This is a genomic window from Streptomyces venetus (genome assembly GCF_039540295.1).
Lineage (GTDB): Bacteria > Actinomycetota > Actinomycetes > Streptomycetales > Streptomycetaceae > Streptomyces > Streptomyces venetus.
The window spans coordinates 461,426-487,904 of record NZ_BAABET010000004.1 but is presented as its reverse complement, the minus strand read 5'-3'; the positions used below and the strand labels follow the sequence as shown (position 1 = coordinate 487,904).

21 protein-coding genes are annotated in these 26,479 nt (G+C 71.2%); 9 read left to right on the top strand and 12 right to left on the bottom strand.

Annotated elements, in window-relative coordinates; translation table 11 throughout:
* The gene (gene htpG / locus ABEA82_RS15915; RefSeq protein WP_345662125.1) at positions 1-1,899 is read left to right on the top strand and encodes a molecular chaperone HtpG; all 1,899 of its coding nucleotides are present in this window, start codon (positions 1-3) and stop codon (positions 1,897-1,899) included.
* Positions 1,900-1,911: 12 nt separating this feature from the next.
* Here the strand turns inward: htpG and ABEA82_RS15910 are convergent, their stop codons facing one another.
* The 3 genes from ABEA82_RS15910 to ABEA82_RS15900 form a co-directional block, all read right to left on the bottom strand.
* On the bottom strand, positions 1,912-2,163 hold the full coding sequence (locus ABEA82_RS15910) for a twin-arginine translocase TatA/TatE family subunit (protein WP_345662124.1): 252 nt from the start codon (positions 2,161-2,163) through the stop codon (positions 1,912-1,914).
* Positions 2,151-2,813 (bottom strand): hypothetical protein, encoded by a 663-nt coding sequence (locus ABEA82_RS15905; protein ID WP_345662123.1) that lies wholly within the window; start codon positions 2,811-2,813, stop codon positions 2,151-2,153. Before ABEA82_RS15905 ends, ABEA82_RS15910 begins: the two co-directional genes overlap by 13 nt.
* Positions 2,814-2,890: 77 nt before the next feature.
* Positions 2,891-3,466, bottom strand: a complete 576-nt coding sequence (locus ABEA82_RS15900; protein ID WP_345662122.1) for a TerD family protein — start codon at positions 3,464-3,466, stop codon at positions 2,891-2,893.
* A gap of 148 nt (positions 3,467-3,614) precedes the next feature.
* Between ABEA82_RS15900 and ABEA82_RS15895 the strand changes: the two genes are divergently transcribed.
* Entirely contained in the window at positions 3,615-4,001 is a 387-nt protein-coding gene (locus ABEA82_RS15895; RefSeq protein WP_345662121.1) for a BlaI/MecI/CopY family transcriptional regulator, read from the top strand.
* A gap of 6 nt (positions 4,002-4,007) precedes the next feature.
* A complete protein-coding gene (locus ABEA82_RS15890) occupies positions 4,008-5,045 on the top strand; it encodes a M56 family metallopeptidase (RefSeq protein ID WP_345662120.1) in 1,038 nt (345 codons plus the stop codon).
* 822 nt (positions 5,046-5,867) lie between these two features.
* Here the strand turns inward: ABEA82_RS15890 and ABEA82_RS15885 are convergent.
* The gene (locus ABEA82_RS15885) at positions 5,868-6,875 is read right to left on the bottom strand and encodes a sporulation protein (protein WP_345662119.1); all 1,008 of its coding nucleotides are present in this window, start codon (positions 6,873-6,875) and stop codon (positions 5,868-5,870) included.
* Positions 6,876-7,135: 260 nt separating this feature from the next.
* Between ABEA82_RS15885 and ABEA82_RS15880 the strand changes: the two genes are divergently transcribed.
* The gene (locus ABEA82_RS15880) at positions 7,136-8,167 is read left to right on the top strand and encodes a PLL family lectin (protein ID WP_345662118.1); all 1,032 of its coding nucleotides are present in this window, start codon (positions 7,136-7,138) and stop codon (positions 8,165-8,167) included.
* 90 nt (positions 8,168-8,257) lie between these two features.
* Here ABEA82_RS15880 and ABEA82_RS15875 read toward each other — a convergent pair whose 3' ends face one another.
* The 5 genes from ABEA82_RS15875 to ABEA82_RS15855 form a co-directional block, all read right to left on the bottom strand.
* A complete protein-coding gene (locus tag ABEA82_RS15875) occupies positions 8,258-10,723 on the bottom strand; it encodes a CBM35 domain-containing protein (protein WP_345662117.1) in 2,466 nt (821 codons plus the stop codon).
* 88 nt (positions 10,724-10,811) lie between these two features.
* Complete coding sequence (locus tag ABEA82_RS15870) at positions 10,812-11,636, bottom strand: carbohydrate ABC transporter permease (protein WP_345662116.1); 825 nt, start codon at positions 11,634-11,636, stop codon at positions 10,812-10,814.
* Positions 11,633-12,556: a carbohydrate ABC transporter permease gene (locus ABEA82_RS15865; RefSeq protein ID WP_345662115.1), complete on the bottom strand. Its 924-nt coding sequence runs from the start codon at positions 12,554-12,556 to the stop codon at positions 11,633-11,635. Before ABEA82_RS15865 ends, ABEA82_RS15870 begins: the two co-directional genes overlap by 4 nt.
* Positions 12,557-12,558: 2 nt before the next feature.
* Positions 12,559-13,890, bottom strand: a complete 1,332-nt coding sequence (locus tag ABEA82_RS15860; RefSeq protein WP_345662114.1) for an ABC transporter substrate-binding protein — start codon at positions 13,888-13,890, stop codon at positions 12,559-12,561.
* Positions 13,891-13,963: 73 nt separating this feature from the next.
* Positions 13,964-14,995: a LacI family DNA-binding transcriptional regulator gene (locus tag ABEA82_RS15855; protein WP_345662113.1), complete on the bottom strand. Its 1,032-nt coding sequence runs from the start codon at positions 14,993-14,995 to the stop codon at positions 13,964-13,966.
* Positions 14,996-15,128: 133 nt separating this feature from the next.
* On the opposite strand from ABEA82_RS15855, the gene ABEA82_RS15850 reads away from it, so the two are divergent.
* Positions 15,129-17,249, top strand: a complete 2,121-nt coding sequence (locus ABEA82_RS15850; RefSeq protein ID WP_345662365.1) for an alpha-galactosidase — start codon at positions 15,129-15,131, stop codon at positions 17,247-17,249.
* Positions 17,250-17,259: 10 nt separating this feature from the next.
* Here ABEA82_RS15850 and ABEA82_RS15845 read toward each other — a convergent pair whose 3' ends face one another.
* The 3 genes from ABEA82_RS15845 to ABEA82_RS15835 form a co-directional block, all read right to left on the bottom strand.
* Positions 17,260-18,387 carry an acyltransferase family protein gene (locus ABEA82_RS15845; protein WP_345662112.1) on the bottom strand — a complete coding sequence of 376 codons (1,128 nt, stop codon included), beginning with the start codon at positions 18,385-18,387 and terminating at the stop codon, positions 17,260-17,262.
* Positions 18,388-18,606: 219 nt separating this feature from the next.
* Entirely contained in the window at positions 18,607-20,238 is a 1,632-nt protein-coding gene (locus ABEA82_RS15840; protein WP_345662111.1) for a cellulase family glycosylhydrolase, read from the bottom strand.
* 109 nt (positions 20,239-20,347) lie between these two features.
* Positions 20,348-21,454: a GDSL-type esterase/lipase family protein gene (locus tag ABEA82_RS15835; RefSeq protein ID WP_345662110.1), complete on the bottom strand. Its 1,107-nt coding sequence runs from the start codon at positions 21,452-21,454 to the stop codon at positions 20,348-20,350.
* Between the two features lie 144 nt (positions 21,455-21,598).
* On the opposite strand from ABEA82_RS15835, the gene ABEA82_RS15830 reads away from it, so the two are divergent.
* The 4 genes from ABEA82_RS15830 to ABEA82_RS15815 all read left to right on the top strand — a co-directional run bounded on the left by ABEA82_RS15830 (position 21,599) and on the right by ABEA82_RS15815 (position 26,468).
* Positions 21,599-22,762: a CaiB/BaiF CoA transferase family protein gene (locus ABEA82_RS15830; RefSeq protein ID WP_345662364.1), complete on the top strand. Its 1,164-nt coding sequence runs from the start codon at positions 21,599-21,601 to the stop codon at positions 22,760-22,762.
* A 300-nt stretch (positions 22,763-23,062) separates the two neighbouring features.
* On the top strand, positions 23,063-23,917 hold the full coding sequence (locus ABEA82_RS15825) for an ABC transporter permease (protein WP_345662109.1): 855 nt from the start codon (positions 23,063-23,065) through the stop codon (positions 23,915-23,917).
* Positions 23,914-24,801 (top strand): carbohydrate ABC transporter permease, encoded by an 888-nt coding sequence (locus ABEA82_RS15820; protein ID WP_345662108.1) that lies wholly within the window; start codon positions 23,914-23,916, stop codon positions 24,799-24,801. Before ABEA82_RS15825 ends, ABEA82_RS15820 begins: the two co-directional genes overlap by 4 nt.
* Positions 24,802-24,818: 17 nt before the next feature.
* Entirely contained in the window at positions 24,819-26,468 is a 1,650-nt protein-coding gene (locus ABEA82_RS15815; protein WP_345662107.1) for an extracellular solute-binding protein, read from the top strand.
* The last annotated feature ends 11 nt before the right edge of the window (positions 26,469-26,479 follow it).

Here is a 26,479-nt window from a genome sequence, read left to right as displayed (position 1 = left end):
ATGACGACAGAGACGTTTGAGTTCCAGGTAGAGGCACGTCAGCTGCTCCAGCTGATGATCCACTCGGTCTACTCGAACAAGGATGTCTTCCTGCGGGAACTCGTCTCCAACGCCTCCGACGCGCTCGACAAGCTGCGTCTGGAGAAGCTGCGGGACGACTCGCTCGACGCCGACGTGTCGGACCTGCACATCCGGATCGACGTCGACAAGGACGCCCGTACCCTCACGGTGCGGGACAACGGCATCGGCATGGCGTACGACGAGGTCGGACAGCTCATCGGCACCATCGCCAACTCGGGCACGGCCACCTTCCTGAAGGAGCTGCGGGAGGCCCAGGAGGGCGGCGACGCCGAGGGACTCATCGGCCAGTTCGGTGTGGGCTTCTACTCCGGGTTCATGGTGGCGGACGAGATGACGCTGGTGACCCGGCGGGCCGGCGAGGGCCAGGGCACCCGGTGGACGTCGCGCGGCGAGTCCACGTACACGCTGGAGAGGGTCGACGACGCCCCGCAGGGCACCTCCGTGACGCTCCACCTCAAGCCCGCCGACCCGGAGAACGAGCTCCACGACTACACCTCCCCGTGGAAGATCAGGGAGATCGTCAAGCGGTATTCGGACTTCATCACCTGGCCGATCCGCATGGTCCCGGAGTCGGCGGGCGAGGGGGACGCGCCCGAGCCCGAGACACTGAACTCGATGAAGGCGCTGTGGGCGCGTTCGCGCGACGAGGTGTCCGACGACGAGTACCACGAGCTCTACAAGCACATCAGCCACGACTGGCGCGAGCCGCTGGAGACGATCCGGCTCCAGGCGGAAGGCACCTTCGAGTACCAGGCCCTGCTGTTCATCCCCTCGCATGCCCCGCACGACCTGTTCACGCGGGACTTCCGGCGCGGTGTGCAGCTGTACGTGAAGCGCGTCTTCATCATGGACGACTGCGAGGCCCTGCTCCCGCCGTACCTCCGCTTCGTCAAGGGCGTGGTCGACGCCCAGGACCTCTCGCTCAACGTCTCCCGCGAGATCCTCCAGCAGGACCGGCACATCCAGATGATGCAGCGCCGGCTGACGAAGAAGGTCCTGTCCACGGTCAAGGAGTTCAGGACCAAGGACGCCGAACGCTACGCGACGTTCTGGCGGGAGTTCGGCACCGCCCTGAAGGAGGGCCTGGTCACCGACTCCGAGAACCGGGACGCCATCCTCGCCGTCTCCTCGTTCGCGACCACGCACGCCGACGACGAGCCGACCACGCTGGCGCAGTACGTGGAGCGGATGAAGGACGGCCAGGAAGACATCTACTACCTCACCGGCGAGTCCCGGCAGAGCATCGAGAACTCCCCGCACATGGAGGCGTTCCGGGACAAGGGCATCGAGGTCCTGCTGCTCACCGACCCGGTCGACGAGGTGTGGGTCGACGCCGTCGGCGAGTACGAGGGCAAGAAGCTGCGCTCCGTCGCCAAGGGCGAGATCGACCTCGACGGCGAGGGCGGCGAGAAGGCCGGCGAGGAGCGGGAGAAGCAGGCCGAGGAGTACGCCGGGCTGCTCGGCTGGATGCGGGAGCAGCTGGAGGAGGACATCAAGGAGGTGCGCCTGTCGGCCCGGCTCACCGTCTCCCCGGCCTGCGTCGTCGCGGACGCGCACGACCTGACCCCGGCCCTGGAGAACATGTACCGGGCGATGGGCCAGGAAGTGCCGCGCACCAAGCGGATCCTCGAGCTCAACCCCGACCACCTGCTGGTCAAGGGCCTGAACCAGGCCTACAAGGAGCGCGAGGACCACTCGGGCCTCGTGGAGTCCGCCGAGCTGCTCCACACGCTGGCGGTACTCGCCGAGGGCGGCCAGCCCAAGGATCCGGCCCGGTTCGTCAAGCTGGTGGCCGACCGCCTGGAGCGCACGCTGTAGGCCGGGGACGCATCAGCGGTGGTCCGGGGCGTCCGCTCCACCGGCGCCGCGCGGGTTCGTGGCGGTGCCCGGTGGGACGACCTCGCCCTGGACCACCCGGGGCGCGGGGCCCGTCCCGGCCTCTTCGTCCTTCGCGGCGCGGGCCTCCGCCTTGAGGATGCGGGCCGACTTGCCGGCCGAGCGGGCCAGTTCGGGGAACTTCTTGATCCCGATGACGGCGATGACGACGATGAGGATGATCGCGAGCTCGCTCAGTCCGAACATGATGTTCTGTCCTTTCTCGCCCGGGCCGGGCACGGCGTGAGCGTATCGGGCGGGGAGGACGGCGTGACCACCGCCTCGGAACGCGGGTCCAGGTGCCGGCGCAGGTGGGGCAGCATGCCGTGGTCGAGCAGGGCCTGCCGCCAGGCCAGCCGGGCCTGCTCCACCCGTCCGGCCGTCGGGACACCCCGCCCGCCCAGGGCCGAGCGCAGCAGCGCGCACAGGGCGAGCAGACCGCTCACGGCCGCCACGAGCGCCAGGGTCCAGCCGGCCGCCACGAGCGACCCCGGCAACGGGCCCGGTGCGCCGGCGACCTGGAGCAGGAAGCCGAGCAGCAGCAGGGCCCCGGCGGAGGTGACCGCCACGAGGGGGGTGAGCACCGCGAGGGCCGGCAGCAGGCTGCCCGAGCCGATCGGACGCCGCGCGTCCTTCCGGGCGGCCGCCCGCACGGCCAGGTAGGTCCGGTACGGCTCGCCGGCCGCCGCCGTGATCGCGTCGGCATGGGTGAGCGCGTGGGCGCGCAGGCGGGCGGCGGCCCCGCCGGTGGGGTCGGAGCGCAGGGCGCCACGGATGTCCCCGTTGCTCAGCGCCAGGTGCAGGACCGCTTCGAAGTCCGCGCGGTCCTCGGGGCGGAGGCGGGACGGATCTGTCACATCGTCTCCCGGTCGGTTGCTGATACGCCCGCCGGACCCAGCCGTTGCGGCGGGCCCGGCGGGGCGGTCGGTCCGTGTCAGACGTGCACACCGAAGTCGGACGCGATCCCGGCCAGCCCGGAGGCGTACCCCTGGCCGACGGCGCGGAACTTCCACTCCGCGCCGTGCCGGTAGAGCTCGCCGAAGACCATGGCGGTCTCGGTGGAGGCGTCCTCGGACAGGTCGTAGCGGGCGATCTCCTGCCCGCCCGCCTGGTTGACGACCCGGATGAAGGCGTTGCTGACCTGGCCGAAGCTCTGGCCGCGGTTCTCGGCGTCATGGATGGAGACCGGGAACACGATCTTGTCGATCTCGGCGGGCACGGCGGCGAGGTTCACCTTCACGGTCTCGTCGTCGCCCTCGCCCTCGCCGGTGAGGTTGTCGCCGGTGTGCTCGACCGAACCGTCCGGGCTCCGCAGGTTGTTGTAGAAGACGAAGTGCTGGTCGGAGGGGACCTTGCCGGAGGCCTCGAGGAGCAGCGCGGAGGCGTCGAGGTCGTAGTCGGTGCCGGTGGTCGTGCGCACGTCCCAGCCCAGGCCGACCAGGACGGCGGTGAGACCCGGCGCCTCCTTGCTGAGCGAGACGTTGCCGCCCTTGGACAGGGAAACTCCCACGGGTTACTCCTTCTTGACGTGTGCGTTCCGGGTCCGGGTGGCGAACCCGGGATTGAATCTACAGCACTGTAGAAGATGGGGGGACGGTCCCGCGGATCTATACGATGTCCGCACGGGTCACGCAGGACGGCGGAAGGGAGACAGGGCGGTGACGGATCCCCGGCAGCGTCCCCGGCGGGGGCAGGGCGAGCTGGAGGCGCTGGTGCTGTCGGCACTGCGGGAGGCGGATGGCCCCGCGACGGCCGGCTGGGTGCAGGAACGCCTCGGCGGTGACCTCGCCTACACGACGGTGATCACCATCCTGACGCGGCTGCTCGGCAAGGGCGCGGTCACCCGGGAGCGGGTCGGCCGGTCCTTCGCCTGGACGTCCGCATCGGACCAGGCGGGACTGGCCGCGCACAAGATGCGCAAGGTCCTGGACGCGGAGACCGACCGCGGGGCCGTGCTCGCCAGCTTCGTCACGGGTCTCGGGCCGGACGACGAGCGATTGCTGCGTGACCTGCTGGACCCGGCCCACGGCGAGGGGGAAGGCTGAAGCCTCATGGGGGTCTTCGTCTTTCTGCCACTGGTCCTGCCGCTCACGGCCTGGCCGGTCGCGCGCCTCGCCGAGCAGCACCTGCATCCGCGCACCGCGACCCGGCTGCTGACCGTGATGGCCGCGGTGCTGGCGCTGTGCAGCACCGTGTGCCTGGGTCTGGTGATGGTCGTCGGCACCGCCCAACTGCCCGGCAACCCGCTGCCGGACGGCTGGTCCGACCCGGAGGTGCGGGCGGCGGTGCCCTACGACGAGGTCGTCGGCAAGGCCGCCATCCCCGCCTTGTGCGCGGTACTCGTCGCATGCTGCCGGACGCTGTGGCGGCACGCCCGGGTGCGCCGTCAGGCCCATCGCGCCCTGATCGGGCTGCCGGACACGGAGGTGGCCGTACTGCCCGACGGAGCCCCGTACGCGTACGCGCTGCCGGGGGGCCGCCGGGGTGCCGGGGCCCAGCGTGACGGTACGCCGCGCGGCGCAGCCGGCCGCCGGGTCCGCGCCGCCGACCGCCGCCGGCCCGCTGCCGCCGCCCGCGCCCTGCGCCGGGGCCGTGTCGTGGTGACCACGGCCCTGCTGGACCGGCTCCGCCCGGCCGAGCGCCGGGCCCTGTTCGCCCACGAGCGGGTCCATCTCGCCGCCCGGCACGACCGCTTCCTGCTCACCGTGCAGCTCGCCGCCCGGGCCAACCCGTTCCTGCGTCCGCTGCACACCGCCGTGACCTACACGGCCGAGCGGTGGGCCGACGAGGAGGCGGCCCGGGAGATCGGCAGCCGCCGTACGGTGGCCCGGGCCATCGGCACGGCCGCCCTCGTCTCCGGGGGCGCCCCCGCGCCCGCCTTCCCGGGCCTCGCCGCCCCGGGACCGGTGCCGCGCCGGGTGGCGGCCCTGCTCGGCCCGGCCCCCGTCGTGCACCGCTGGCCCCCGGTGTTCACCTCGGTCGGCCTGGCGGCGTGGGCCGCGGCCGCGGGAACGGCGGTGTCGGCGATGTCCTCCGCGAACTCGGCCGTCACGATGGTCCTCATCCTGCACGCGGCGACACCTCTCTGAGGCAGGGCGACGAAGGGGTGCCCGCCAACGGGGCACGACCCTGCCGGGCCCCGCGAAGCGGGCACGCGGGCAGCGGCGGTGCTGCTTCGGTAGCCCCGACGGGGCGGTGGTACCGGCCTGGGCGGCTCTTGTCCCGGGGGGCGAGCGGGCGTAGGCCTGTCGAGGCCTCTGAAGGGGGCGGTCGCGCGCACCGCTGCGGTGCTGCCTCGGCATCCCCCGCCGGACGCCGGGGGGGTGACCGGGCGTAGGCCTGCCGAGGTCTCCTGAAGGGGTGGGTCCGCGCGGCGGCGGTGCTGCCCGGGCAGCACCTCGACGGTCACCGGGGGACGGGCGTGCTTAGGCCTGTCGAGGCCTCTGAGAGGGCGGGCCCGCGCACAGCGGCGGTTGCTACCTCGGCAGTCCCCGACGGGGCGCTGGTGCTGGCCTGGGCGGCCGTTGGCGGTGGCCCCGGGGGCGAGCGGGCGTAGGCCTGCCGAGGTCACTCAGGGGCACGGTCGCACGCACCGCGGCGGTGCTGCCCCGGCAGCCCCTCGACGGTCACCGGGCGGCGGGCGGGCGTAGGCCTGTCGAGGTACCGACGGGGTCGGTGGTGCTGGCCTGGGCAGCCCTTGGTGGTGGTCCCCCCGGGGGGAAGCGGGCGTAGGCCCGCCGGGGTCTCCCGAAGGGGGGCGGGTGCGCGCGGCGGCTTGCTGCCCCGGCAGCCCCCCGCGGCGGTCACCGGGAGGTGACCGGACGTGGGTCTGCCGAGGCTTCTGAAGGGGCGGGACCGCGCGCCGTGGCGGTGCCGCCCCCTACGGCCGCCGTGAGGCGCACGCCCCGGCCTCAGCCCTCCTCTTCCTCCTCGCCCTCGAAGAAGTCCCCGACCTCGTCGACGACTTCGCCCGCGACCATGCCGCCGACGACACCCACCGCGAGACCGGCCGCGCCGGCGGCGACGGCGGTGCCCATGCCGGGGCCGGAGCGGTGGCCGTCATGGTGATGTCCCTCGTGGCCGTGGCCGTGGCTGCCCTGGCCGAACGGGGCGGAGGAGCCGTAGCCCGCCGGAGGGCCGTACGACGCCCGGTGCTCGACCAGTTGCCCGATCCAGCCTTCGACGATCGCGGGCCAGTCCTGGTGCTCGACGCCCTCGTGGGAGACGTTGAAGCGGGTGAGGGCGTCGTGACCGGGGGAGAGGAAGCCGCCGCGCTTGTCCGCCTCCAGCACCACCTCCATGCCGCCCGGGTTCGCCAGGAACGTCAGCTCGATCTCGTTGACCTGCTGCGCGTACCGGGGCGAGGGGACGAGTTCGATCTCCTGGTAGAAGGGCAACCGCTGGCCGGTGCCACCGATGCGCCCGTACTCGAGGTCCGCCGACCGGAAACCGAACCCGAGCCTCCCGAGCGCTTCGAGTACGGCCTCCTGCGCGGGCAGCGGCGCGACGTTCAGCTGGTCCAGGTCACCCTTGTCCTTCGCGCCCGCCACCGACAGCTCGGTACGGACCCCGAGCACGACGCCCAGGCCCTGGCCGTGCAGTTCGGTGACCGGCGTCTCCCACGGCAGGGTCACGCTGAACGGCACATCACGCTGCTCGCCCGCGGCCAGCCGGAAGCCGCCGCCGACGGTGAAGCGGTCGAAGGCCACGGCGCCCTCGCTCTCACCGCCCTCGTGCTCGGCCTCGACCCGGGCCACCAGCTCCAGGGTGATGTGCTCGATCTCGAAGTCGGCGTTGCCGCCCTGCAGTCGGACCTGACCGGTGAGCATGCCGCCGGGCCGGGCGGGAGCCGGGTCGAGGACCGTGTCGACCGTGGGGCCGCCCACACCGAGCGCGCCGAGCAGTCGTTTGAACACCATGGTGGCGTCCACTCCTTCACGTGCGAGTACTGGCTTTCTACAAGCATGTAGAAGCATAGGGGGTCCGGGCGGGTGTCGGCTGCACGAGGCGTCCGCACGCCAGGAGTTGGCCGAAAGGTGAGCGGGGTGCCCGGGTGGGCGTCGACCCTCCGTGCGCGACACGGTGGTACGCCGTGCTCCGGCCGCCGGCTTCACGCCGATGCCTCTGCGTGTTCGTCTCGCTACGGTGAGTGCACAGCCTTGTTGGGGGAGGAGCGGATATGTGCGCTGCGTGGCAGCAGTACGAGTTGGCCCCGGGGGGAAGCGCGGACGCGGACACCGGTGTCGCGGCGGTGTCCCGGATCCCGGGCAGCATGGAAGTCTGGTGGATCGGCCCGGGGACGTCGGTCGAGGGCGCCTACTGGTACGAGGGCGGGGCCTGGACCCGCTACCAGCTCGCCCCGAACGGCAGCGCGAGAGAGGCCGGATCCCTCGCCGCGGTGTCCCGGATCCCGGGCAGCATGGAAGTCTGGTGGATCGGCCCCAACGGGTCGGTCGAGGGCGCGTACTGGTACGACGGCCACCCGTGGGCGCGCTACCAGCCGGCCCCGAACGGCAGCGCCCGAATCGGCTCCGCCCTGGCGGCGGTGTCCCGCATCCCCGGCAGCATGGAGCTCTGGTGGATCGGCCCGAACGGGTCGGTCGAGGGCGCGTACTGGTACGACGGCCACCCCTGGGCCCGGTACCAGCTCGCTCCGAACGGCAGCGCGGCCTTCAACGGGGGCTTGACGGCGGTGTCCCGCATCCCGGGCAGCATGGAAGTCTGGTGGACCGGTCCCAACGGGTCGGTCGAGGGCGCGTACTGGTACGACGGCCACCCGTGGGCGCGCTACCAGCTGGCCCCGGACAACAGCGCGTCCGTCGTCGGCGGCATCACCTCGGTGTCCCGCATTCCCGGCAGCATGGAGCTGTGGTGGGCCGGTGACAGCGGGTCGGTCGAGGGCGCGTACTGGTACGACGGCCATCCCTGGGCGCGCTACCAGCTCGCCCCGGCCGGCAGCGCCTACCGCGGCACGGCCCTGGCCTCGGTGTCCCGCATTCCCGGCAGCATGGAGCTGTGGTGGGCCGGTGACAGCGGGTCGGTCGAGGGTGCCTACTGGTACGACGGTCACCCCTGGGCGCGCTACCGGCTCGCCCCGGACAACCGCGCGTCCGGCGACGGTCTCGCGGCGGTGTCGCGCGTCCCGGGAAGCATGGAGGTCTGGTGGACCGGCTCGAACGAGGGGATCCGGGCCGCCTACTGGTACGAATGAGAGCCGCCCCACCACACGGTGCGCCCCTGCCCTGTGGTTGCGGAGGAGCACGTCCCACTCCTCCGCAACCGTCCACGGTCACCCCATGGCTCAGCCCACGACCCGGCCCAGCTCGATCCGGTCGATGTTCGGCGCCCAGGCGCTCGTATTGCCGAACGTCACCTTGTTCGCGCCCTTCACCAGATCGACCGGGACACCGACGGTCCAGTAGTCGTCCCAGCTCCAGGTGTTCTTGAAGGTGACCTTCCGCGGCGCCGCCTTCCCGACGGTGACGTCAGCCGTACGGGACATGATGTCCGTGTTGTAGGCGTGGCCGTTGTCCCGGCGGTCGTTGTGCGCGTAGTGGACGACCAGCAGATAGCGCCCGGACCTCGGCGCGTTCACCGTGAACCCGGCCGTGCTGGAGGCGCTGTTGCCGAGCCGGCCGATGTAGGACCCGGCGGAGGCGTGCGGGGAGTCGACGAGCTCGGCACCGCCCGCGAGCTCGGCCGAGGCGCCGTCGTAGGAGAGGGTGCCGGCGGCCGAGCCGTCGCCGGAGACGTCGAGGGAGCGGACGGCGGCGTGGCCCGACGTCATCGCGATCCGGTTGTTGCCCGCGACCAGGTAGAGCCGCAGCGGCCGCCCGGGCGTCGCCGTGACCGTCTCGCCGTGCAGCGAGAGCTTCACGGCCGCGGAGGTCCTCGGTACCACCGTGTAGTAACCGTCGCGCGGTGCGTAGACGTCGAAGACCGCCTTGTCACCGGAGCGCAGGACCAGGGCACCCGTGCCCACACCGGCCGACGACGAGTAGTCGTACGACGGCTTGCCGCTGACATCCGCCAGCGTGGCCTCGTACGACGCGGCGGGCGCGCCCGTGCGTGTGGTCAGATCGATGCGGTCGAGCGTGACCTCGGCGTCGCCCTTGGACAGGACAACCTGGTGCTGTCCGGCCTTCAGCCGGACGGTGACCTCCTTCCTGGCGCGGTACGTCCAGTTCTCGGTGGAGGGGTAGGCGATCGTCACCGGGTCGCCGCCGTCGACGATCAGCTGCTGCGTGGCGGGGCCGCCGGACTGGTTGCCGTACAGGATCGCCAGGTCGTACGTGCCGTCCTTCGGCACCGACACCGTGAACGCGACCTTGCTGCCGGGCTGGTTGAGGGAACCGACGTCCTGGGTGCCGGAGGCGGCGTAGCCGTTGGCGTTCTGGACCGTGCCCTGGGTGTAGACCTTGCCGTCCGTGATGGCCGCGTCCTCGGCCTCGTACGACGCCGACCAGGGGACGGACGCCGCCGCCGGGGTGCCCGAGCCGCCGGGGGTGAGCACGATCCGGTACGCCGACATCTTGTGCAGGCCGCGCAGCGGGACGGTCACCGAACCGTCGTCCCCCACCTTCACCTTGGTGCGCGCGAGGACCTGAGGCGCCGCGTGCTGCCCCTCGTACCCGGACCAGGCCGCCTCGGCGACGGTCGCGGTGACCGTGCGGCCGAACACGGACCGGGGCACGTTCCGCACGACCACGTCCGAGTCACCTGAGGCACCGCCGAGCAGCACCTGCGCCTGGCGACGCGAGGTGTCGAGGGAGGCGAGCCCCTGGAGGGTGTCGATGGTGTTCGGCTGCGGCGGCGTCACCTTCACGGTGTCGCCGGTCAGGCCCGCGTACCAGCGGAACAGCCACCAGCCGCCGTTGGGGATGTTGGACCGCACCACCTGGCCGCTGAGATTGCCGGCGGCGTCCCAGTACGCCATGTTGGCGTACACCTTGTTGCGCTCGAACATGGACACCCACTGCACGAGCTGCCCGGGCACGGACAGGTCGCGGCGGTTGGCGTACTCGTCGATATTGATCTTCAGCGGGGCGACGCCCGCCTCGCGCTCCAGCCTGCGGTAGTCGTCGTAGTGCGCCTGGAAGTCGCGCAGGGAACCGGAGCCGAGCTCGTGCCAGGTCATCACCTGGGGCAGCACGTTCTCCCGCTTGGCGAAGGCCAGGAAGTCCTTCAACAGGCGTGTGTGGTAGGCCGCTTCGTTGGGGCCGGCGATCCGCGCGTCCGGGTCGATCGCGCGGATCCGCTGGTACACCGTCTTCCAGTCCTTGAAGAACCGGTCGCGGTTGGCCTCGTACTGGGCCTGGTCCTCCACGCCGAGCTTGTACCAGATCTGGTCGGGCTCGTTGAACGGGATGTAGACGAAGCGGTCGCTGTCCGGGTCGGCCGAGACCTCCTTCACGATCTTGTCCACCTTGGGGAGGTAGTCGTCGATGCCGAGGTCCTCGTACGGCCACTTGGCGTAGATGTCCTGCATCATCACGTTGATCTCGCCACCGCCGTTGCGGAAGAACGACTTGGAGACCGTGAGCGCGTCGCCGTTGGGGTGCTGGGCACCGCCCTCCGGCTTCTGCGAGACGCTGGTGATCTTCAAGGGCTCCATCGCGGCGTCGCTGGGCACCCCGTCGTCGCTGAGCCCGTACAGCGAGCCGTTGGCGCCCAGCATCACCGGCCCCTCGGAGGCGTTGAGGTCGACGGTGAGGCGCGGTGGGTCGGCTGCGGCGGCGGGACCGGCCGCGGGGAGGGTGCCTGCCATGGCGGCTGCTCCAAGTAGTGCTGTGATCAGGGCGGTTCTGGTACGGGATCTCGTGCGGGCGGGGGTGATCACGCTGCTGGACCTCCAGTCACTTGACGGCTCCACTGGTGATTCCGGACACGATCTTTCGCTGGCCGACGAGGAACACGGCGACCATGGGCAGGCTCATCACCACGACGTACGCGAAGACGAGATGCCAGTTGTTGAGGTAGAGCTGGGCGCCGGCGACCTGGTAGAGGTTGAGCGGCAGGGTCGCCCGGTCTCCGCCGCCGAGGACGAAGAACGCGTAGAAGACGTCGCTCCAGGCGTAGAGCATCACCATGATCGTCGCGGTGGCGATCACCGGCCGGAGCAGCGGCAGCACGATCCGCCAGAAGATCCGGGCCGGTGCGGCCCCGTCCATCCGGGCCGCCTCCTCCAGCTCCATGGGGATGGCACGGATGAACCCGGTCATGAAGAAGATCGACGTCGACAGGTACATGCCGGTGTAGACGGCGATCATGCCGGGCCGGGTGTTCGCCAGCCCCAGCTGCCGCAGCTCCATCACGATGGTGATGACGGCGGGTGGCAGCAGCAGTCCGCTGATGCACAGCGCGTACGCCGCCGAGACCAGCTTCGACTTGCGGCGGGCGAAGACCCAGGCGGCGCCCGCGCCCAGGATCAGCACCAGGACCACCGAAGGCACCACGACGAGCAGCGAGTTGAAGAAGCCGCGCAGCATCTCGCCCTCGCTGACGGCGTCCGCGTAGTTCGTCGCCGGCCGCCAGTGCCGGGGCAGGTCCAGGTTGGGCTCGATGGCCTCCGCCTGCGGCTTGGCCGAGGTGACGGCGACCAGCCACAGCGGCACACCGACCGCCAGGGCCGCCAGCAGGACCACGAGGGAGGGGCGGCCGTACCGCCACACCGCGGTCACAGCGTCTGCTCCCTTCGCCGCAGCCCCACCACCAGCGGGACCGCCACGGCGACCACCACCAGGAAGAGGACGAGGCTCATCGCGGAGGCCTGGGCGTACAGGCCCTGGCCGAAGATCCGGAACATGTAGATGTTGAAGACCTCCGTGGAGGCCGCCGGACCACCGCCGGTCGTGGCCTGCACGATGTCGAAGGTGTTCATCGAACCGATCAGCGCCGTGGTGACGTTGAAGGTGACGGCCGGCGCGAGCATCGGCCATCGCACCGACCAGAAGGTCCGCCAGGGCCCCGCACCGTCGCACTTGGCGGCCTCCAGCATCTCGCCGGGGATGCCCTTGAGCCCGGCCAGATAGATCAGCATCGACAGGCCCATCCACTTCCAGCCGTGGACGAGCGTGACGATCACCAGGGTCCAGGTCGTCGAGCCCAGCCACGGAACGTCCGTGCCCAGCAGGGAGTTGACGGCCCCGTCCTGGTCCAGCAGCGCCTGGAACACGTAACCGGTCGCGAGCGCCGAGATCAGCACCGGCAGGAAGAAGACCGCACGGAAGAACCGGTTGAAGCGGCTGTCGTCCTCCAGCAGCAGCGCCAGCACCAGTCCGAAGCCGTTCTGGAACAGCGCCGCGAGCAGTGCGTACACCAGGGTCGTACGGATCGCGCGCAGCAGCGAGCCGTCCTCGGCGATGGTCCTGAAGTTGTCCAGGCCCGTGAAGGCGATGTCCGCGTGGTAGGAGGACCAGTCGGTGAACGGGTAGTAGAAGTTGAGCAGATTCGGCACCAGGAAGAAGCCCGCGAAGACGACGATCGCCGGCAGCGCGAACCACCAGGGGTGGTGCACGGCTGCGCGCGGAAGCCGTCCCACGCTCTTGGGTTCGCCTTGCGCAGAAGGCTGCTTACGCGTACGTACGACCGTGTCCGCCATGGTCAGAACCCGGGTGCGCCCTGGGCCTTGGCCACCTGCGCGAACTGGTCCTGGATCGCCTGCGCGACCTGCTGCGGGCTCTTCTTGCCGAAGATCATGTCGGCCAGGTAGAGGTGCGTGTCGGGGGCGACGATCGCCTTGGCCTGGAACACGCCGATGGCCTTCGGCAGGGCCGCCACCTGGGCCTTGGACGTCTCGGGCAGCCCGTCGGGAGTGGGCACGGACGGCTGCACGGACGGGATCTTCATCGCCTTGATGTAGTCGGCGTAGTCCGGTCCGAGCCAGAAGGCGAGGAACTGCCGGGCCGCGTTCTGCCGCTTGTCGTCACCGGTCTTGAAGGCGACGACACCGTTGGTCTGGTCCGGCGAGTACAGGCCGGTCGCGGAGGAGTTGGCGACCGGGAACCAGCCGATCTTCTCGTCGATCTCGGCGGGGGAGTACTTGGCCTGCAACTGGCTCTGGAAGGACGTGACGTTGAGGACCATGCCGACCTTGCCCTTCCACAGCGCGTCGGCCTGCCCGGTGAAGGTGCCCGTGCGGTAGTTCTTCTGAGCCAGCCCGGCGTCGAGCAGCTTGTCCTTGTACTTCTTGATCGCGCCGACGACGACCGGGTCGGTCCACTTCTTCTTGCCCGCGTTCAGATCGGCCCACCACCGCTGGTCCAGGTCGGTGAGCTGGAGCTGCATCTGCCACTGGAGCGGCCACTTGTCGCCGCCCGCCTCGTAGAAGGCGGCGGCGTCGGTCCTGTCGACGACCTCGTGACCGAGGGCGAGCAACTCGTCGTAGGACTTGGGGAAGTCCTTCTCGCTCAGCCCGGCCTTCCGGAAGACGTCCTTGTTGTAGTAGACGCCGAGCATGGCGGGGCTGGTGACGATCGCCGCGTAGCGTTTGCCGTCGATCATGCCGAGCGTCCTCTCGGTCCCGCCGAGCTTGGCCTCCCACGGCTCCCCGTCCAGGGTCAGCAGGTTCTGCTTCGGCTGGACGAACGGCAGGGTGGAGATGGACGGCTGCCAGAACATCAGGTCCGGGCGGTCGCCGGACGCCAGCTTCGTCGGCACGTTCTGCTCGTAGAGGTCCGGGATCGCCTGGGTGTCGACCTCGGCACCCGTGGCCTTCTCGAAGGCGTCGATGACCTGCTCGGGCGCGTCGACCGTGTTCTGCGCGGTCCACATGGTCAGCTTCACGCCGTCGAGGCGGGCGGTCGGATCCACCGCCGCCTGCTTGGCGTCCGAACCGCCCGAACCGGAGTCCCCGGCGGTCGGGTCACTGCACCCGCCGGCCGCCAGTCCGACGGCACCTATCAGCGCCAGGGCGGGGAGAGCTCTTCTCTTCATCTCGTGCCTTTCCGAAAGCAGGCGGTTCGGTTCAGGAAGCGGGACTCACAAGGGCCGGGCTCGTCAGGACGGTTCAGGCGGGCGGTGGCCCCGAGCTCTCCCGCACCACCAGTTCCGGGACGGACACGGGGTGCGGGGCGACCGGCGCGGACTCCTCAAGGGCGCCGTGCAGCAGGGCGAACGCGGCCCGCCCGAGGCCGGTGAAGTCCAGGCGTACGGTCGTCAGGGACGGGGTGAGGAAGGCGGAATGGGGAGCGTCGTCGAAACCGGCCACGCTGACCTCGCCCGGCACCGAGCGGCCCCTCTCGTGCAGGGCGCGCAGCACGCCGAGCGCGAGGTCGTCGTTGCCGCAGAGGATCGCCGTGGCGGACGAGTCCTTCGCGAGCTTCAGCCCGGCCGCGTGACCGCCCGCCGGACCCCAACTGCCCTGCACGGGGCGGGGCTCGCGGGCGCCGGCCTCCTTCAGCGCCTGCCGCCAGCCGCTGGTGCGGGCGCTGGTGCGGCGGGTGCTGGACGGGATGGCGACGTAGTGCACGGTCTCGTGGCCCAGGGACAGCAGATGGCGCGTCGCCCGGTAGGCGGCCTCGCGGTCGTCGGCCCACACCCACGGGCGGTCGCCGCCGGGCGGGCTCGCCGGTGTCTCCACCACACCCACGACCGGCAGCCCGGCGGGTACGGCTCCGAGCGCGCGGACACCGGCCGGGTCGTAGGCGATCACGATGATGCCGCCGCCCGCGTCCGCAGCGCGCTGCACCTCGGCGCTGACGGCCGGGTCCTCGGCGGATTCCAGCACCCCGATGCCGACGGAGTACGACGCGGCCCGGGCGGACTCCTCGATGCCCTGGAGGATCGAGGCGTAGCCGTAGTGGGTGGTGTTCGCGGTCAGCACGGTCACGACGCGGCTGCGTCCGCTGGCCAGGGCGAGGGCGGTCGTGTTGCGGCGGAAGCCCAGTTCGTCGATGGCGGCGAGCACCCGCTCCCGGGTGGACGGCCGGACGCTGGGATGGCCGTTGATCACCCGCGAGACCGTCTGGTACGAGACCCCCGCGGCGGTGGCGACGTCCCTGATGCTCGCCGGGCGCCTTGTGTGACCGGTCACATTCATGCGAGGATTGTGACCGGTCACACTTGGGTCGTCAAGAGACCGTAACGAGGGATTCACGCGGACCCGCGTTCCCCGGCGACGGGGTGGGGTCAGGAGGGGGAGTACCTTGACGGGCACGGCGGAAGCGGCGCACATGGCCTCCAACCAGCGGCAGGACGAGTTCACTTGGGGGCACGAGGCCCTGCGGGCCGGATTCGCCGTCGCAGCCGACGGGGCCCTGCGGCTGACCCGGCTGGCCCACCCCGGCGACGAGCGGCCCGACGACAGCCGCGCCACCGGTGAGTCCGCCCTCCCGCTCGTGGAACTCACCGCGCTCGGCCACGGCAGCGGCTGGTCCGGCCCCCGCTTCACCGGCACCGCCTTCGGCGCCCGGCTCGCCTACCGGTCCCACCGCACGGGCGGAGGCGACGGCTGGGAACGGCTCACCGTCGAACTCCACGACCCGGGCACCGGGCTGACGGCGTTCGCCGAACTCACCTCACCCACCGGACTGCCCGTCCTCCGCTCCCGCGTCCGGCTCCGCAACGACGGCCCCGACCCGTTGGTCGTCCAGTCCGTCAGCAGCCTCCTGCTCGGCGGCCTGCCCGCCCCGGACGCCCTCGACGTCCACCGGGCCCGCAACGACTGGCTCGCCGAATGCCGCTGGTACACCGAGCCGCTGCGCGCCGCCGTCGCCGACATCCACGTGGCCGTCCACGAGCACGACAGCCGCGCCGCGCTCACCCTCACCGGACGCGGCAGCTGGCCCACCGACGGGCATCTCGCCATGGGCGCGCTGACCGAGCGGGACGGCGACCGGGCGTGGGTCTGGCAGATCGAGTCCCCGGCCGGCTGGCGCTGGGACCTCGGCGAACGCGCCCACGGCACGTACCTCGCGCTGAACGGACCCACGGACGCGGCACACCAGTGGCGGATCCGCCTCGAACCGGGCGAGGAGTTCACCACCGTGCCCGGGGCCCTGGCACTCGGCTCCGGCCTCGACGAGGCGATGGGCGCCCTGACCTCCTACCGCCGGGCGATCCGCCGCCCGCACCCGGATCACACCGCCCTCCCCGTCGTCTTCAACGACTACATGAACACCCTCATGGGCGACCCGACCACGGCCAAGCTGCTGCCGCTGATCGACGCCGCCGCGCACGCGGGCGCGGAGTACTTCTGCATCGACTCGGGCTGGTACGACGACGACACCCGGGGCTGGTGGGACAGCGTCGGCGCGTGGCAGCCCTCGCCGCGCCGCTTCCCCGACGGCGGCATCCGGGCTGTCCTGGACCGCATCCGGGAGCGCGGGATGGTGCCCGGGCTGTGGCTGGAGCCGGAGGTCGTCGGGGTACGCAGCCCCGTCGCGGCCGAGCTGCCGCCCGAGGCGTTCTTCCAGCGCGACGGCATACGCCTGACCGAGCAGGGCCGCCACCAGCTCGACCTGCGGCACCCGGCCGCCCGCGCCCACCTCGACAAGACGGTCGACCGGATCGTCGGCGACTGGGGCGTGGGCTACCTCAAGCTGGACTACAACATCGTGGTCGACCCGGGCACCCAGGCCCCCGGCGACCTGGCACCCGGGGCGGGGCTCCTCGGCCACGCCCACGCCTACCTGGACTGGCTGTCCGGTGTCCTGGACCGCCACCCCGGCCTGGTCGTCGAGAACTGTGCCTCGGGCGGCATGCGCATGGACGGCGCCACCCTGGCCGTCTCCCAGCTCCAGTCCACCAGCGACCAGCAGGACCCGCTGCGCTACCCGCCCATCGCCGCCGCCGCGCCGACCGCGGTCCCGCCCGAGCAGGGCGCCGTCTGGGCCTACCCCCAGCCGGAGTACGACGACGACCTGATCACCACGACCCTCGGCGGGGCCCTGCTCGGCCGCATCCACCTCTCCGGGCACCTGAACCACATGCCGGAACACCAGCTGGCCCTCGTACGGGACGCGGTGGCCGTCTACAAGTCGATCCGCGCGGACCTCGCGCGGGCCCTGCCGTTCTGGCCGCTCGGCCTGCCCGGCTGGACGGACGAGTGGCTGGCGCTCGGCCTGCGGGTCCCCGGTGACCACACGGCGTACCTCTCGGTCTGGCGCCGCGGCGGCCCCGCCGAACACCGCGTCCCCGTCCGGCACCTGGCGGGCCGGACCGTCCGCGCGGAGGTCCTGCACCCGTCGTCGGCGGATGCCGGGCGGGCGGTGTGGGACGGGGACGGGCTGACGGTCACCGTGCCGCGCACCCCCGGCGTCCTGCTGATCCGGCTCACACGGGACGACGGGTAGGCGCTGCTCGTCAAGCGCGTACGGCGTTCCGCCCCCGCGCCCGATCGCGCGCGTCCCGGCGGAACGCCCACGCCATCTCCGGCTCCACCACCGGGCGGAACAGCCGCCGCACCGGCGCGGTGCACAGGGCGGTCACGAGCACCCCGGCGACCACCGTCACCAGGATCTCGCCCAGCGGGCGGTGGACCCACGCCGGCTCGTACCAGCCCCAGAACTTGGAGCCCTGGGCGACGAAGCCGTGCAGCAGATAGCCGTACAGCGTGCCCGCGCCCAACGCGGTGAACCACGTCGGGCGGCCCGGCACCCAGGCCAGGAAGCAGGCCACCAGCACCAGCGAACAGCCGAAGGTCACCAGCGCCATCACGGGCCCGTACCAGGCGGGCGCCGCGAGCTCCTCGGCGCTGTCGCGGTGGTAGAACCAGGCGCCGGTCATCCGCGGCACCGCCCAGTAGGCCACCACGAGCGCACCGGCGAAGACCGGCACGGCGAGGATCCGTGCCGCGCGGCGGCGGACCAGCTGGAAGTGCTCCGGCTTCAGGTACAGGCCGACGACGAAGTACGGCAGGAACTGCAGGATGCGCTGGAGGTCGAGGTCGTTGCCGATGGACGGGGAGAGCGTCGCCAGCATCGCGATGACGAGGGCGAGCGGCAGCGGCCACCGCACGCGCTGCCAGATCGGCGTGGTCAGCCGCCAGATGAACAGCGCCGCCAGGAACCAGGTCAGGTACAGGGGATCCAGCAGGCTGACCGGCCGGTCGGGCTCCTGGTCGGTCCACCGGGTGAAGAGGGTGTACGCCGTCTCGAAGACGACGTACGGCACGGCCAGTCCGGTGATCAGACGCCTGATCCGCCCCGGGCTCGCGTCGAAGGAACGCGAGAAGTAGCCGGAGACGATGATGAACGCCGGCATGTGGAACGCGTACACGACCATGTAGAGCGCGGAGGCCGCCCGGCTGCCGTCCCGCAACGGCTCCCAGGAGTGCCCCATGGCCACCAGCACGATCGCCAGGTACTTGGCGTTGTCGAAGAACGCGTCACGCTGTCCGGCCGGCTTCGGCGCGGCGGCCGGCGCGGGCGGCTGCTTCCGCTCGGTCCCGCCGGTCGCCACCGCGCGCATGCGCAGGGTGTCCTCGCTCATCGGGCCCCCCGCGCACAGTGGGGGGAACCGGGGCGGGTGGCTACGCGTCTTGCCGGAGATGCGGCTGTGGGGTGCCGGTGCGACATCCCCGCCGCCTGACCACTGCGGAGTGGTGTAAACCGCTTTCCAGGGCGGGTGTAGCGCGGATCACACCGAAGGCGACGGTGCCGCCGGGCCCGAAGGGCGTAGAGCGCGGCGGCACCGTCGCACGGGGCGCGGTCAGTTCACCGAGCAGGCGGCGCCGTTGAGGGTGAAGGCCGTCGGGCTGGGGTTCGTCGCCGCCCGGCCGGCCGTGAAGCCGAGGGTGACCGAGCCCGCCGCCGGGATCGTCGCGGTGTACGGGGCGGACGTGACGCTCACCTCGGAGCCGCTCTGCGTCGCCGTACCGCCCCAGAGGTTGGTGATGCGCTGGCTGTCGGGGAAGGTCCAGCGGAGCGTCCAGCCGTTGATCGCCGACGTGCCGGTGTTGCGGAGGACGATCTCGCCCTGGAAGCCACCGGGCCAGCTGCTCGTCACCCGGTAACCGACACCGCAGGTGGACGTCGAGCCGCCGGAGGACGTCGTCACCGTCACCGTCGCCGAGCGGGGCGAGCGGTTGCCGGCGGCGTCACGGGCGTAGACCGCGAAGGTGTAGGAGGTGGCGGGGGACAGGCCCGTGAGGGTGGCGGTCGTGGTGGTCGTGGAGGTCACGGCCGTCTCGGTGCCGCCGCTGACCCGCACCACGTCGTAGCCGGTCACGCCGGTCGCATCGGTCGAGGCCGCCCACTTCAGGCTGACGGACGAGGAGGTCACCCCCGAGGCGGTCGGTGCGCCGGGAGCCGTCGGGGCAGTGGTGTCCCCGCCGCCCGAGGAGTAGACGGTGGCTTCCTTCGAGGTGGCGGCGATGCCGTTGGCGCCGTGGAAGACGCGCTCGCCCCAGGAGCTGAGCCGGGTGCGGTCGAAGTCGATCGCCAGGTCGAGGACCGGGTCGGTGTTGCCGCTCCAGGACCAGGCCAGATAACCGAGTTTCAGCTGCTGGGCGACGGCCATCATCGTGTCCTCGTCCGGGTCGCCGTACTGGTCGGCCGGGCCGCCGAACTCGCCGATGAGGAGGGGCAGTTTCGCGTTGACGAAGGCGTTCAGATAGTCGGTGATCTCCTGGGCGGTGTCGTAGACGCTGTACATGTGGATCGAGAAGATCAGGTTGCCGGTGGTGTCGGCCTTGTAGACGGACTGGGCGTTGGCGCGCATGACGCCCTGCCAGTCCTGCCCCCAGTTGGGGGCGTCCACCATGATCGTGTGCGTGAATCCGGCGCCCCGCAGTTTCTTGACGGCGGCGATGGTGGGATCGGTCCAGCCCGCGGGGTTCGTGTTGCCCCAGGGCTCGTTGCCGATGTTGATGATGACGTAGTCCTCCTGGCCGGCGAGTACGTCTTTCAGGCCGATCCAGTAGTCGGCCGCGTGGTCGAGGGTCCCGGCGGCGGCTTCCTCGCCGTAGCCGGTGGTGTCGTGCACCTCCAGCACGCAGATGAGCCGGTTGGCCTTGCACTGGGCGATGACGCCCGCCACGTCCTGCGCGCTGTTCTCGGTCCAGCGGTGTCCGTCGGAGAGGACGACGCGCACGGTGTTGGCGCCCAGCGCCTTGATGTCGGCCAGTGACTGCGTCTCGCCCGGGTACCAGGTGTGGGCGTGGTTGACGCCGCGCATCACGAAGTCGTTCCCGGAGGCTTCCAGCAGCCGGCCGTTCTCGATCCGGAAGCCGGTGGCTGCCGCGTGTGCCGGTGTGCCGAGGGAGAGGAAGGAGAGCAGCAGGCCGAGGAGGGCGACGGCCACGGTGGCCACACGTGGGGTGGAGGTGGTGCGGGGTCTCATGGCGGCTCCAGAGGTGGGGGTAGGGGTGGGGCCTGTACGGAAATGCGTCCGTTCCTTGGGGCAGGTGGCGGGTGGTCGCCGGTCGGGTCCTGTTCCGCCGCGCCGGGTGTCAGCCGGTGGGCGTCCTCGCCGTGCATGTGACGGTCGCCGCCGGGGCGCCCGCCGTTGCCGGGGTGGAGGCGACGAAGCCGAACGTGGCGCTCGCGCCGGGTGCGAGCGCGCCGTTCCACGCCGCGTTCGTGACGGTGGCCGTGCCGTCGGCGGCCGTGGTGAGCGTGCCGTTCCAGAGCTGGGTGAGGCGCGCGCCGTTCGCCGGTACGACGGTCGCGGTCCAGCCCGAGGCGGCGGACGCGGACGTGTTCGTCACCGTCACCTCACCCTGGTAGCCGCCCTGCCAGCTGGAGACGGCCCGGAAGCGCGCGGCGCAGGCGGCGGGTTCCTCCGGATCTCCCGGGTCACCCGGGTCCTGCGGGACGCCCGCGTCGAGGGCTGCCGCCAGGGCCGGGTACCAGCGCGCGGCGATCTTGTCGTCGCCGGAGGCGTTGGGGTGCACACCGTCATAGGTGTCGGTGGCGGTGCTGAAGCCCGTCCACTGGTCGACCACCGTGACCGGGGACCGCTCCGTGCCGGTCGCCCGGGCCCAGTCGGGAATCCGCGCGTTGAGATCGACGACGCGCTGCGCACAGGCCGCGCAACTGCTCGGGTTCATGGGGATGAGCTGGGCGACGAGGATCCGCGTGTCCGGATCGGACGCCCTCATCTGCGTCACGAGCTTCGTGTACGCGGCGAGGATCCGGTCCGGGGCGATGCCGCTCCACACGTCGTTCGTGCCGAAGTGCATGACAACGATGTCCGGACGGGTGGCGGCGAGCCTTCCGGGCAGCAGGTTCTGGTCGGCCACGTTGGTCACCAGCTCACCGCCGTGCCCCTCGTTGTCACCGTCGTGCGCCTGCCCGCAGCCCTGTGGGGGGAGGGTGCCGACGAAGTCGATGCCGGTGTACCCGCCGTTCACCAGCCGGTTCCACAACACCGCACGCCAGCAGCCCGGCGAGCCGGTGATCGAGTCGCCGAGCGGCATGATGCGGACGGGGTCCGCAGCCGGAGCTGCCGCCGCCCGGGGGGCGAGTGTGACGCCGAGGGGGAGGAGCAGGGCGGCCAGGAGGCCGAGTAGCGGGACGATCCGTAAGTGCGGGGACGAGCGGCGGGTTCTGCGCATGGTGGTCCCTTCCCTGGAGGTGGGAGCGCTCCCATCACATCAAGCCACTGTTGTCATTGACGCGTCAAGAGGGGTGGTGGTGAGAGGGTGATGCCCGGGGCCGGAACGACGATCAGTGACGATCACCTGGAGGCAGGGGTGGACATGGAGCGTGGCGCCCTGGGCGGGCTGCGCATCGCGGACTTCTCGCGGGTCCTCGCCGGACCGTACGCGACCATGCTGCTCGCCGATCTGGGCGCCGACGTGGTGAAGGTCGAGCGCCCGGGGGCGGGCGACGAGACCCGGCAGTGGCGCCCGCCGGCGGACGAGCACGGCACCTCCACCTACTTCCTGGGCGTCAACCGCAACAAGCGGTCCGTCGTCCTGGACCTGTCGGACCGGCGCGACCGGGAACGGGCCCGTGCTCTCGTCGCCGAGTCCGATGTGCTGCTGGAGAACTTCCGGCCCGGCGCCATGGAGCGGCTCGGGCTCGGATACGAGGAGCTGAAGGAGCGTCACCCTCGCCTGGTCTACTGCTCGATCAGCGGTTTCGGCGCCGGTGACGGGGCCGCGATCCCCGGTTACGACCTGCTCGTCCAAGCGGTCGGCGGGCTCATGAGCGTCACCGGGGAGCCGGGCGGCGAACCGATGAAGGCGGGCGTGGCCCTGGTCGACGTGATCACGGGTCTCCATGCGGCGCTCGGCATCATGGCGGCCCTGCGGCACCGGGAGGCGACCGGCCGGGGGCAGCGCGTCGAAGTGAACCTCCTCAGCTCACTGCTCTCGGCCATGGTCAACCAGTCCTCGGCCTACGCCGTCGCGGGAGTCGTACCCGGGCGGATGGGCAACGCCCACCCGAGCATCGCCCCGTACGAGACCTTTCCCACGGCCGATCGGCCGCTCGCCCTCGCGGTCGGCAACGACGCCCAGTTCGCGGCGCTGACCACGGTCCTCGGCCGCCCGGACCTCGCCGACGACGAACGTTTCCGGACGAACCCCGAACGGGTCGGGCATCGCGCCGAGTTGCGCGAGCTGCTGGGCGAGCGGCTGCGCACGGCCGGTGCCGACCACTGGTCCGCCGCGCTGCTGGCCGCGGGAGTGCCCGCCGGGCCCGTGAACACCCTCGACGAGGCGTTCGCCTTCGCGGGTCGGCTGGGGCTGCCCGGGATCGTCACCACATCCCCGCCCGCCCATGGCGGGGAGTCCCGGCAGGTCGCCTCCCCGATCGTACTGAGCGCCTCCCCGGTCGAGTACCACCTGCCGCCCCCCGAGCTCGGCGAGCACACCCAGGACATTTTCGGCGACACGGACCCGGGCTCCCTCGATTAGGGAGTCCGGGTTCCGGTCCCGGTTCCGGTCCGGTCCCGGTTCCGGCCGGCGGGACGACCGACCCGCCAGGCAGGGCGTCGCACTCCGAACGGTCCCGAAGTCGTCGCTGTGTCAGAAGTGTTGACCGCGTAGTGAAAACGTTTTAGCTTCCCTTCACCGGATACGCCGAGGTGAGGGGGAGCCGTGGCAACTGCCTTACGGGAACGAGCAGGTGCTGAGGGGGTCAACCCAGAACCGCGCCACCCTGGCGGCACGCAGCGCAAGCGTAAACGTTTTCAGAGCCGTTCACTGTTCCTGCTCATGCTGCCCGGCGTCGCCTACTTCCTGCTCTTCCACTACGGCGCGCTCGCCGGCAACGTCATCGCGTTCAAGGAGTACGTGCCGTTCGACGGCCTGTGGGGCAGCCCCTGGGTGGGTCTCGGCAACTTCCAACGCATGTTCGAGGACGCCGCCTTCTGGGACTCGGTCCTCAACACCCTCTGGATCGCCGTCCTCCAGCTGGTCTTCTACTTCCCGGTGCCGCTCGGCCTCGCCCTGCTGCTGCACACCCTCACCTGGAGTTCGGTACGCCGGTTCGTGCAGTCGGTGGCGTACCTGCCGCACTTCATCTCGTGGGTGATCGTCGTCGCGCTCTTCCAGCAGGTGCTGGGCGACACCGGCCTGCTCAACAGCGGCCTGAGCGGGGCCGGTCTGCACACCGTCGACATCATCGGCAACCCGGACGCCTTCGAGCCGCTCGTCGTCGCCCAGGTCGTCTGGAAGGACGCCGGCTGGGGCACGATCATCTTCCTCGCCGCGCTCGCCCAGGTCGACGAGCAGCAGTACGAGGCCGCGGCCATCGACGGCGCCGGGCCCTGGCGCCGCTTCTGGCACGTCACCCTGCCCGCCATCCGCCCGGTGATCGTGCTGCTGCTCATCATGCGGCTCGGCGACATCCTCTCCGTCGGCTTCGAGCAGATGCTGCTGCAACGCGACGCGGTCGGCCCGGAGACCGCCGAGGTCATCGACACCTTCGTCTACTACCAGGGCATCGTCGGCGGCGACTACGGATTCGCCGCCGCCGCGGGCCTGTTCAAGGGGCTCGTCGGCGCCCTGCTCGTCTACGCGGCCAACAAGGCCGCCCACCGTCTCGGCGAACAAGGGGTCTACAGATGAGCGCGTCCGCCCGTCCCGGCTGGATGGAGAAACCCCGGCCGCTCACCCGGACCGCGAAGGTCCTCGCGCTGGCCACGGTCGTGCTGCTGGTCTGCGTGCCGTTCCTGGTGATCGTGTCGACCTCGCTGGCCTCCACCCAGGAGGTCGTCGACAACGGCGGCTGGGTGCTGTGGCCCGGCGACCCCACGCTCGACGCCTACCGTGACATCCTCGACGGCGGCATCGTCACCCACGCCCTCGGCGTGAGCGCCGGGGTGACGATCGTGGGCACCCTGCTCAGCCTCGCCTGCACGGTCGCCCTGGCCTACGCGCTGTCCCGCCCCGGTGTCCTCGGCGGCAGACCCGTGCTGCTGCTGGTGCTGTTCACGTTCCTCTTCCCGCCCGGCATGATCCCGAGCTTCCTGCTCGTGAAGGAACTCGGCCTGCTCGACTCGTACGCCTCGCTCGTCCTGCCCGTCCTGGTCAACGTGTTCAACCTGGTCGTGCTGCGCGGCTTCTTCCAGTCGATCCCCGAGGAGCTGTACGAGGCGGCCCGGCTGGACGGGGCGGGGGACTGGCGGGTGCTGGTGTCGGTGGTGCTGCCGCTGTCCAAGGCCGCGCTCGCCGTCGTCGGCCTGTTCTACGCGGTCGCCTACTGGAACTCCTGGTTCTACGCCTCGCTGTACCTGGAGAGCGACCACTGGCCGCTCCAGCAGGTGCTCCGCACCTATGTGGTGGCCGGTGCCGGACTCACCGACGCGACCACCGGCGAGGCCACCGTCACCGCCCCGCAGACCGTGCAGATGGCGGTGCTCGTGATCGCCACCGTGCCGATCCTGCTCGTCTATCCCTTCCTGCAGAAGTACTTCACCAAGGGCGTGCTCACCGGCGCCGTCAAGAGCTGACACGAGGTGGTTCATCCATGCCCCGCATGTCCCGACGCACCCTCCTGCGCTCCATGGCGGCCGGCGGCGCGGCCGTCTCCGCGCCCGCCCTGCTGACCGCCTGCTCCTCCGGTTCCGGCGACAGCGACGTCTCCAACGCGGGCAAGAAACTCGCCCCCTGGCCCGCGTACCGTCCCGCAACCGGCCCGAAGCCGGACCTCGCCCCCACCGAGGAGGGCGTCCAGGCCGGATACACGTCCTACCCCTCCGACCTGGTCAGGTCCGTCTCCCGCACCCCGGGCGACGGCTCCACCGTCCGCGTCATGACCGTGTCCTTCGGCACGCCGCCCAGGCCCGCCTCGCAGAACCGGTTCTGGGCGGCCGTCGAGAAGGCCCTCGGTGTGAGGATCGAGTACACGGTCATCTCCCAGGCCGACTACCAGAAGAAGATGGCGACGGTCATGGCGGGCGACGCCGGTGCCCTGCCCGACATCATCAACATGTTCTCCGGCTTCACCCTGCCCCGCGAGGCACAGTTCGTGCAGCGCCGCGCCCAGGACCTCACGCCGTACCTGTCCGGCGAGGCGATCGGCGACTACCCCAACCTCGCCAACATCCCCACCCACGCCTGGCGCGACATGGGCCGCATCGGCGGGCGCGTCTACGGCATCCCCCTGGAGCGGCCGCTGCCCGGTTCGACCCTCTGGATCAACCAGGGCATGTTCGCCGACGCGGGCATGAAGGACGGCTGGACCGCGGAGGACTTCACGGCCGTGGCGCGGCGGGGCACCCGCGGCAGGACGTACATGCTCGGTGCCGCCAACGGGTCCCTGTTCGGCAACGCCTTTCACTCCGCCGCCCACAACGCGCCCCAGGGCTGGGCCGTCACCGACAAGGGCACCTTCCTGCCGGCGGCGGCCGACGAACGGTACAAGGAGTCGATCGCCTTCCAGGCGCAGCTGCGCAAGAACGGCTCCTACCACCCCGACGCCACGTCCGTCTCCCAGATCGACCTGACGACCCTGTACTACAACGGCACCGTCGGCTCCATGCAGGACGGGTTCGGCGCCTACCTGCCCAAGTACCGTGAGTCCGAAGGCAAGATGACCCCGGCGGCCGCCCTCCCGTACAGCGTCGGCGGCGAGCCCGGCGGAATCGTCGCCGCCCGCCGCTCCTTCGGCTACACCGTCCTGAAGCAGGCGAAGAAGGAACGCATCGAACTGCTGCTGCGCATCCTCGACTACCTCGCCGCGCCCTTCGGCAGCGAGGAGTGGGAACTCGTCCACTACGGCGTCGAGGGCGTCCACTTCACCCGCGCCGAGGACGGCTCACCCGAGTACACCGAGCTCGGCGAGGTGGAGAACAACACCAACCTGCCGCTGAAGTACCTCGCCGAAGGCCCCCAGGTGCTGTTCGTGCCCGGCATGCCCGACGCCGTGCGCGCACTGCACGCCTGGCAGCGGAAGGTCGTGCCGCACGCCGTCCGCAACGCCTCGTTCGGGCTGCAGTCCGCGACGAACAACTCCCTGGGCGCCACCCTCAAGACGTTCCTCGACGACACCGTCACCGGGATCATCGCCGGACGTCTGCCGATGTCGGAGTGGGACGCGGCCGTGAAGAAGTGGCGCGGCCGCGGCGGCGACAGAATGGCCGAGGAATACGCCGAGGACCACGCGGCCAACACCTGAACAGCGGTCAG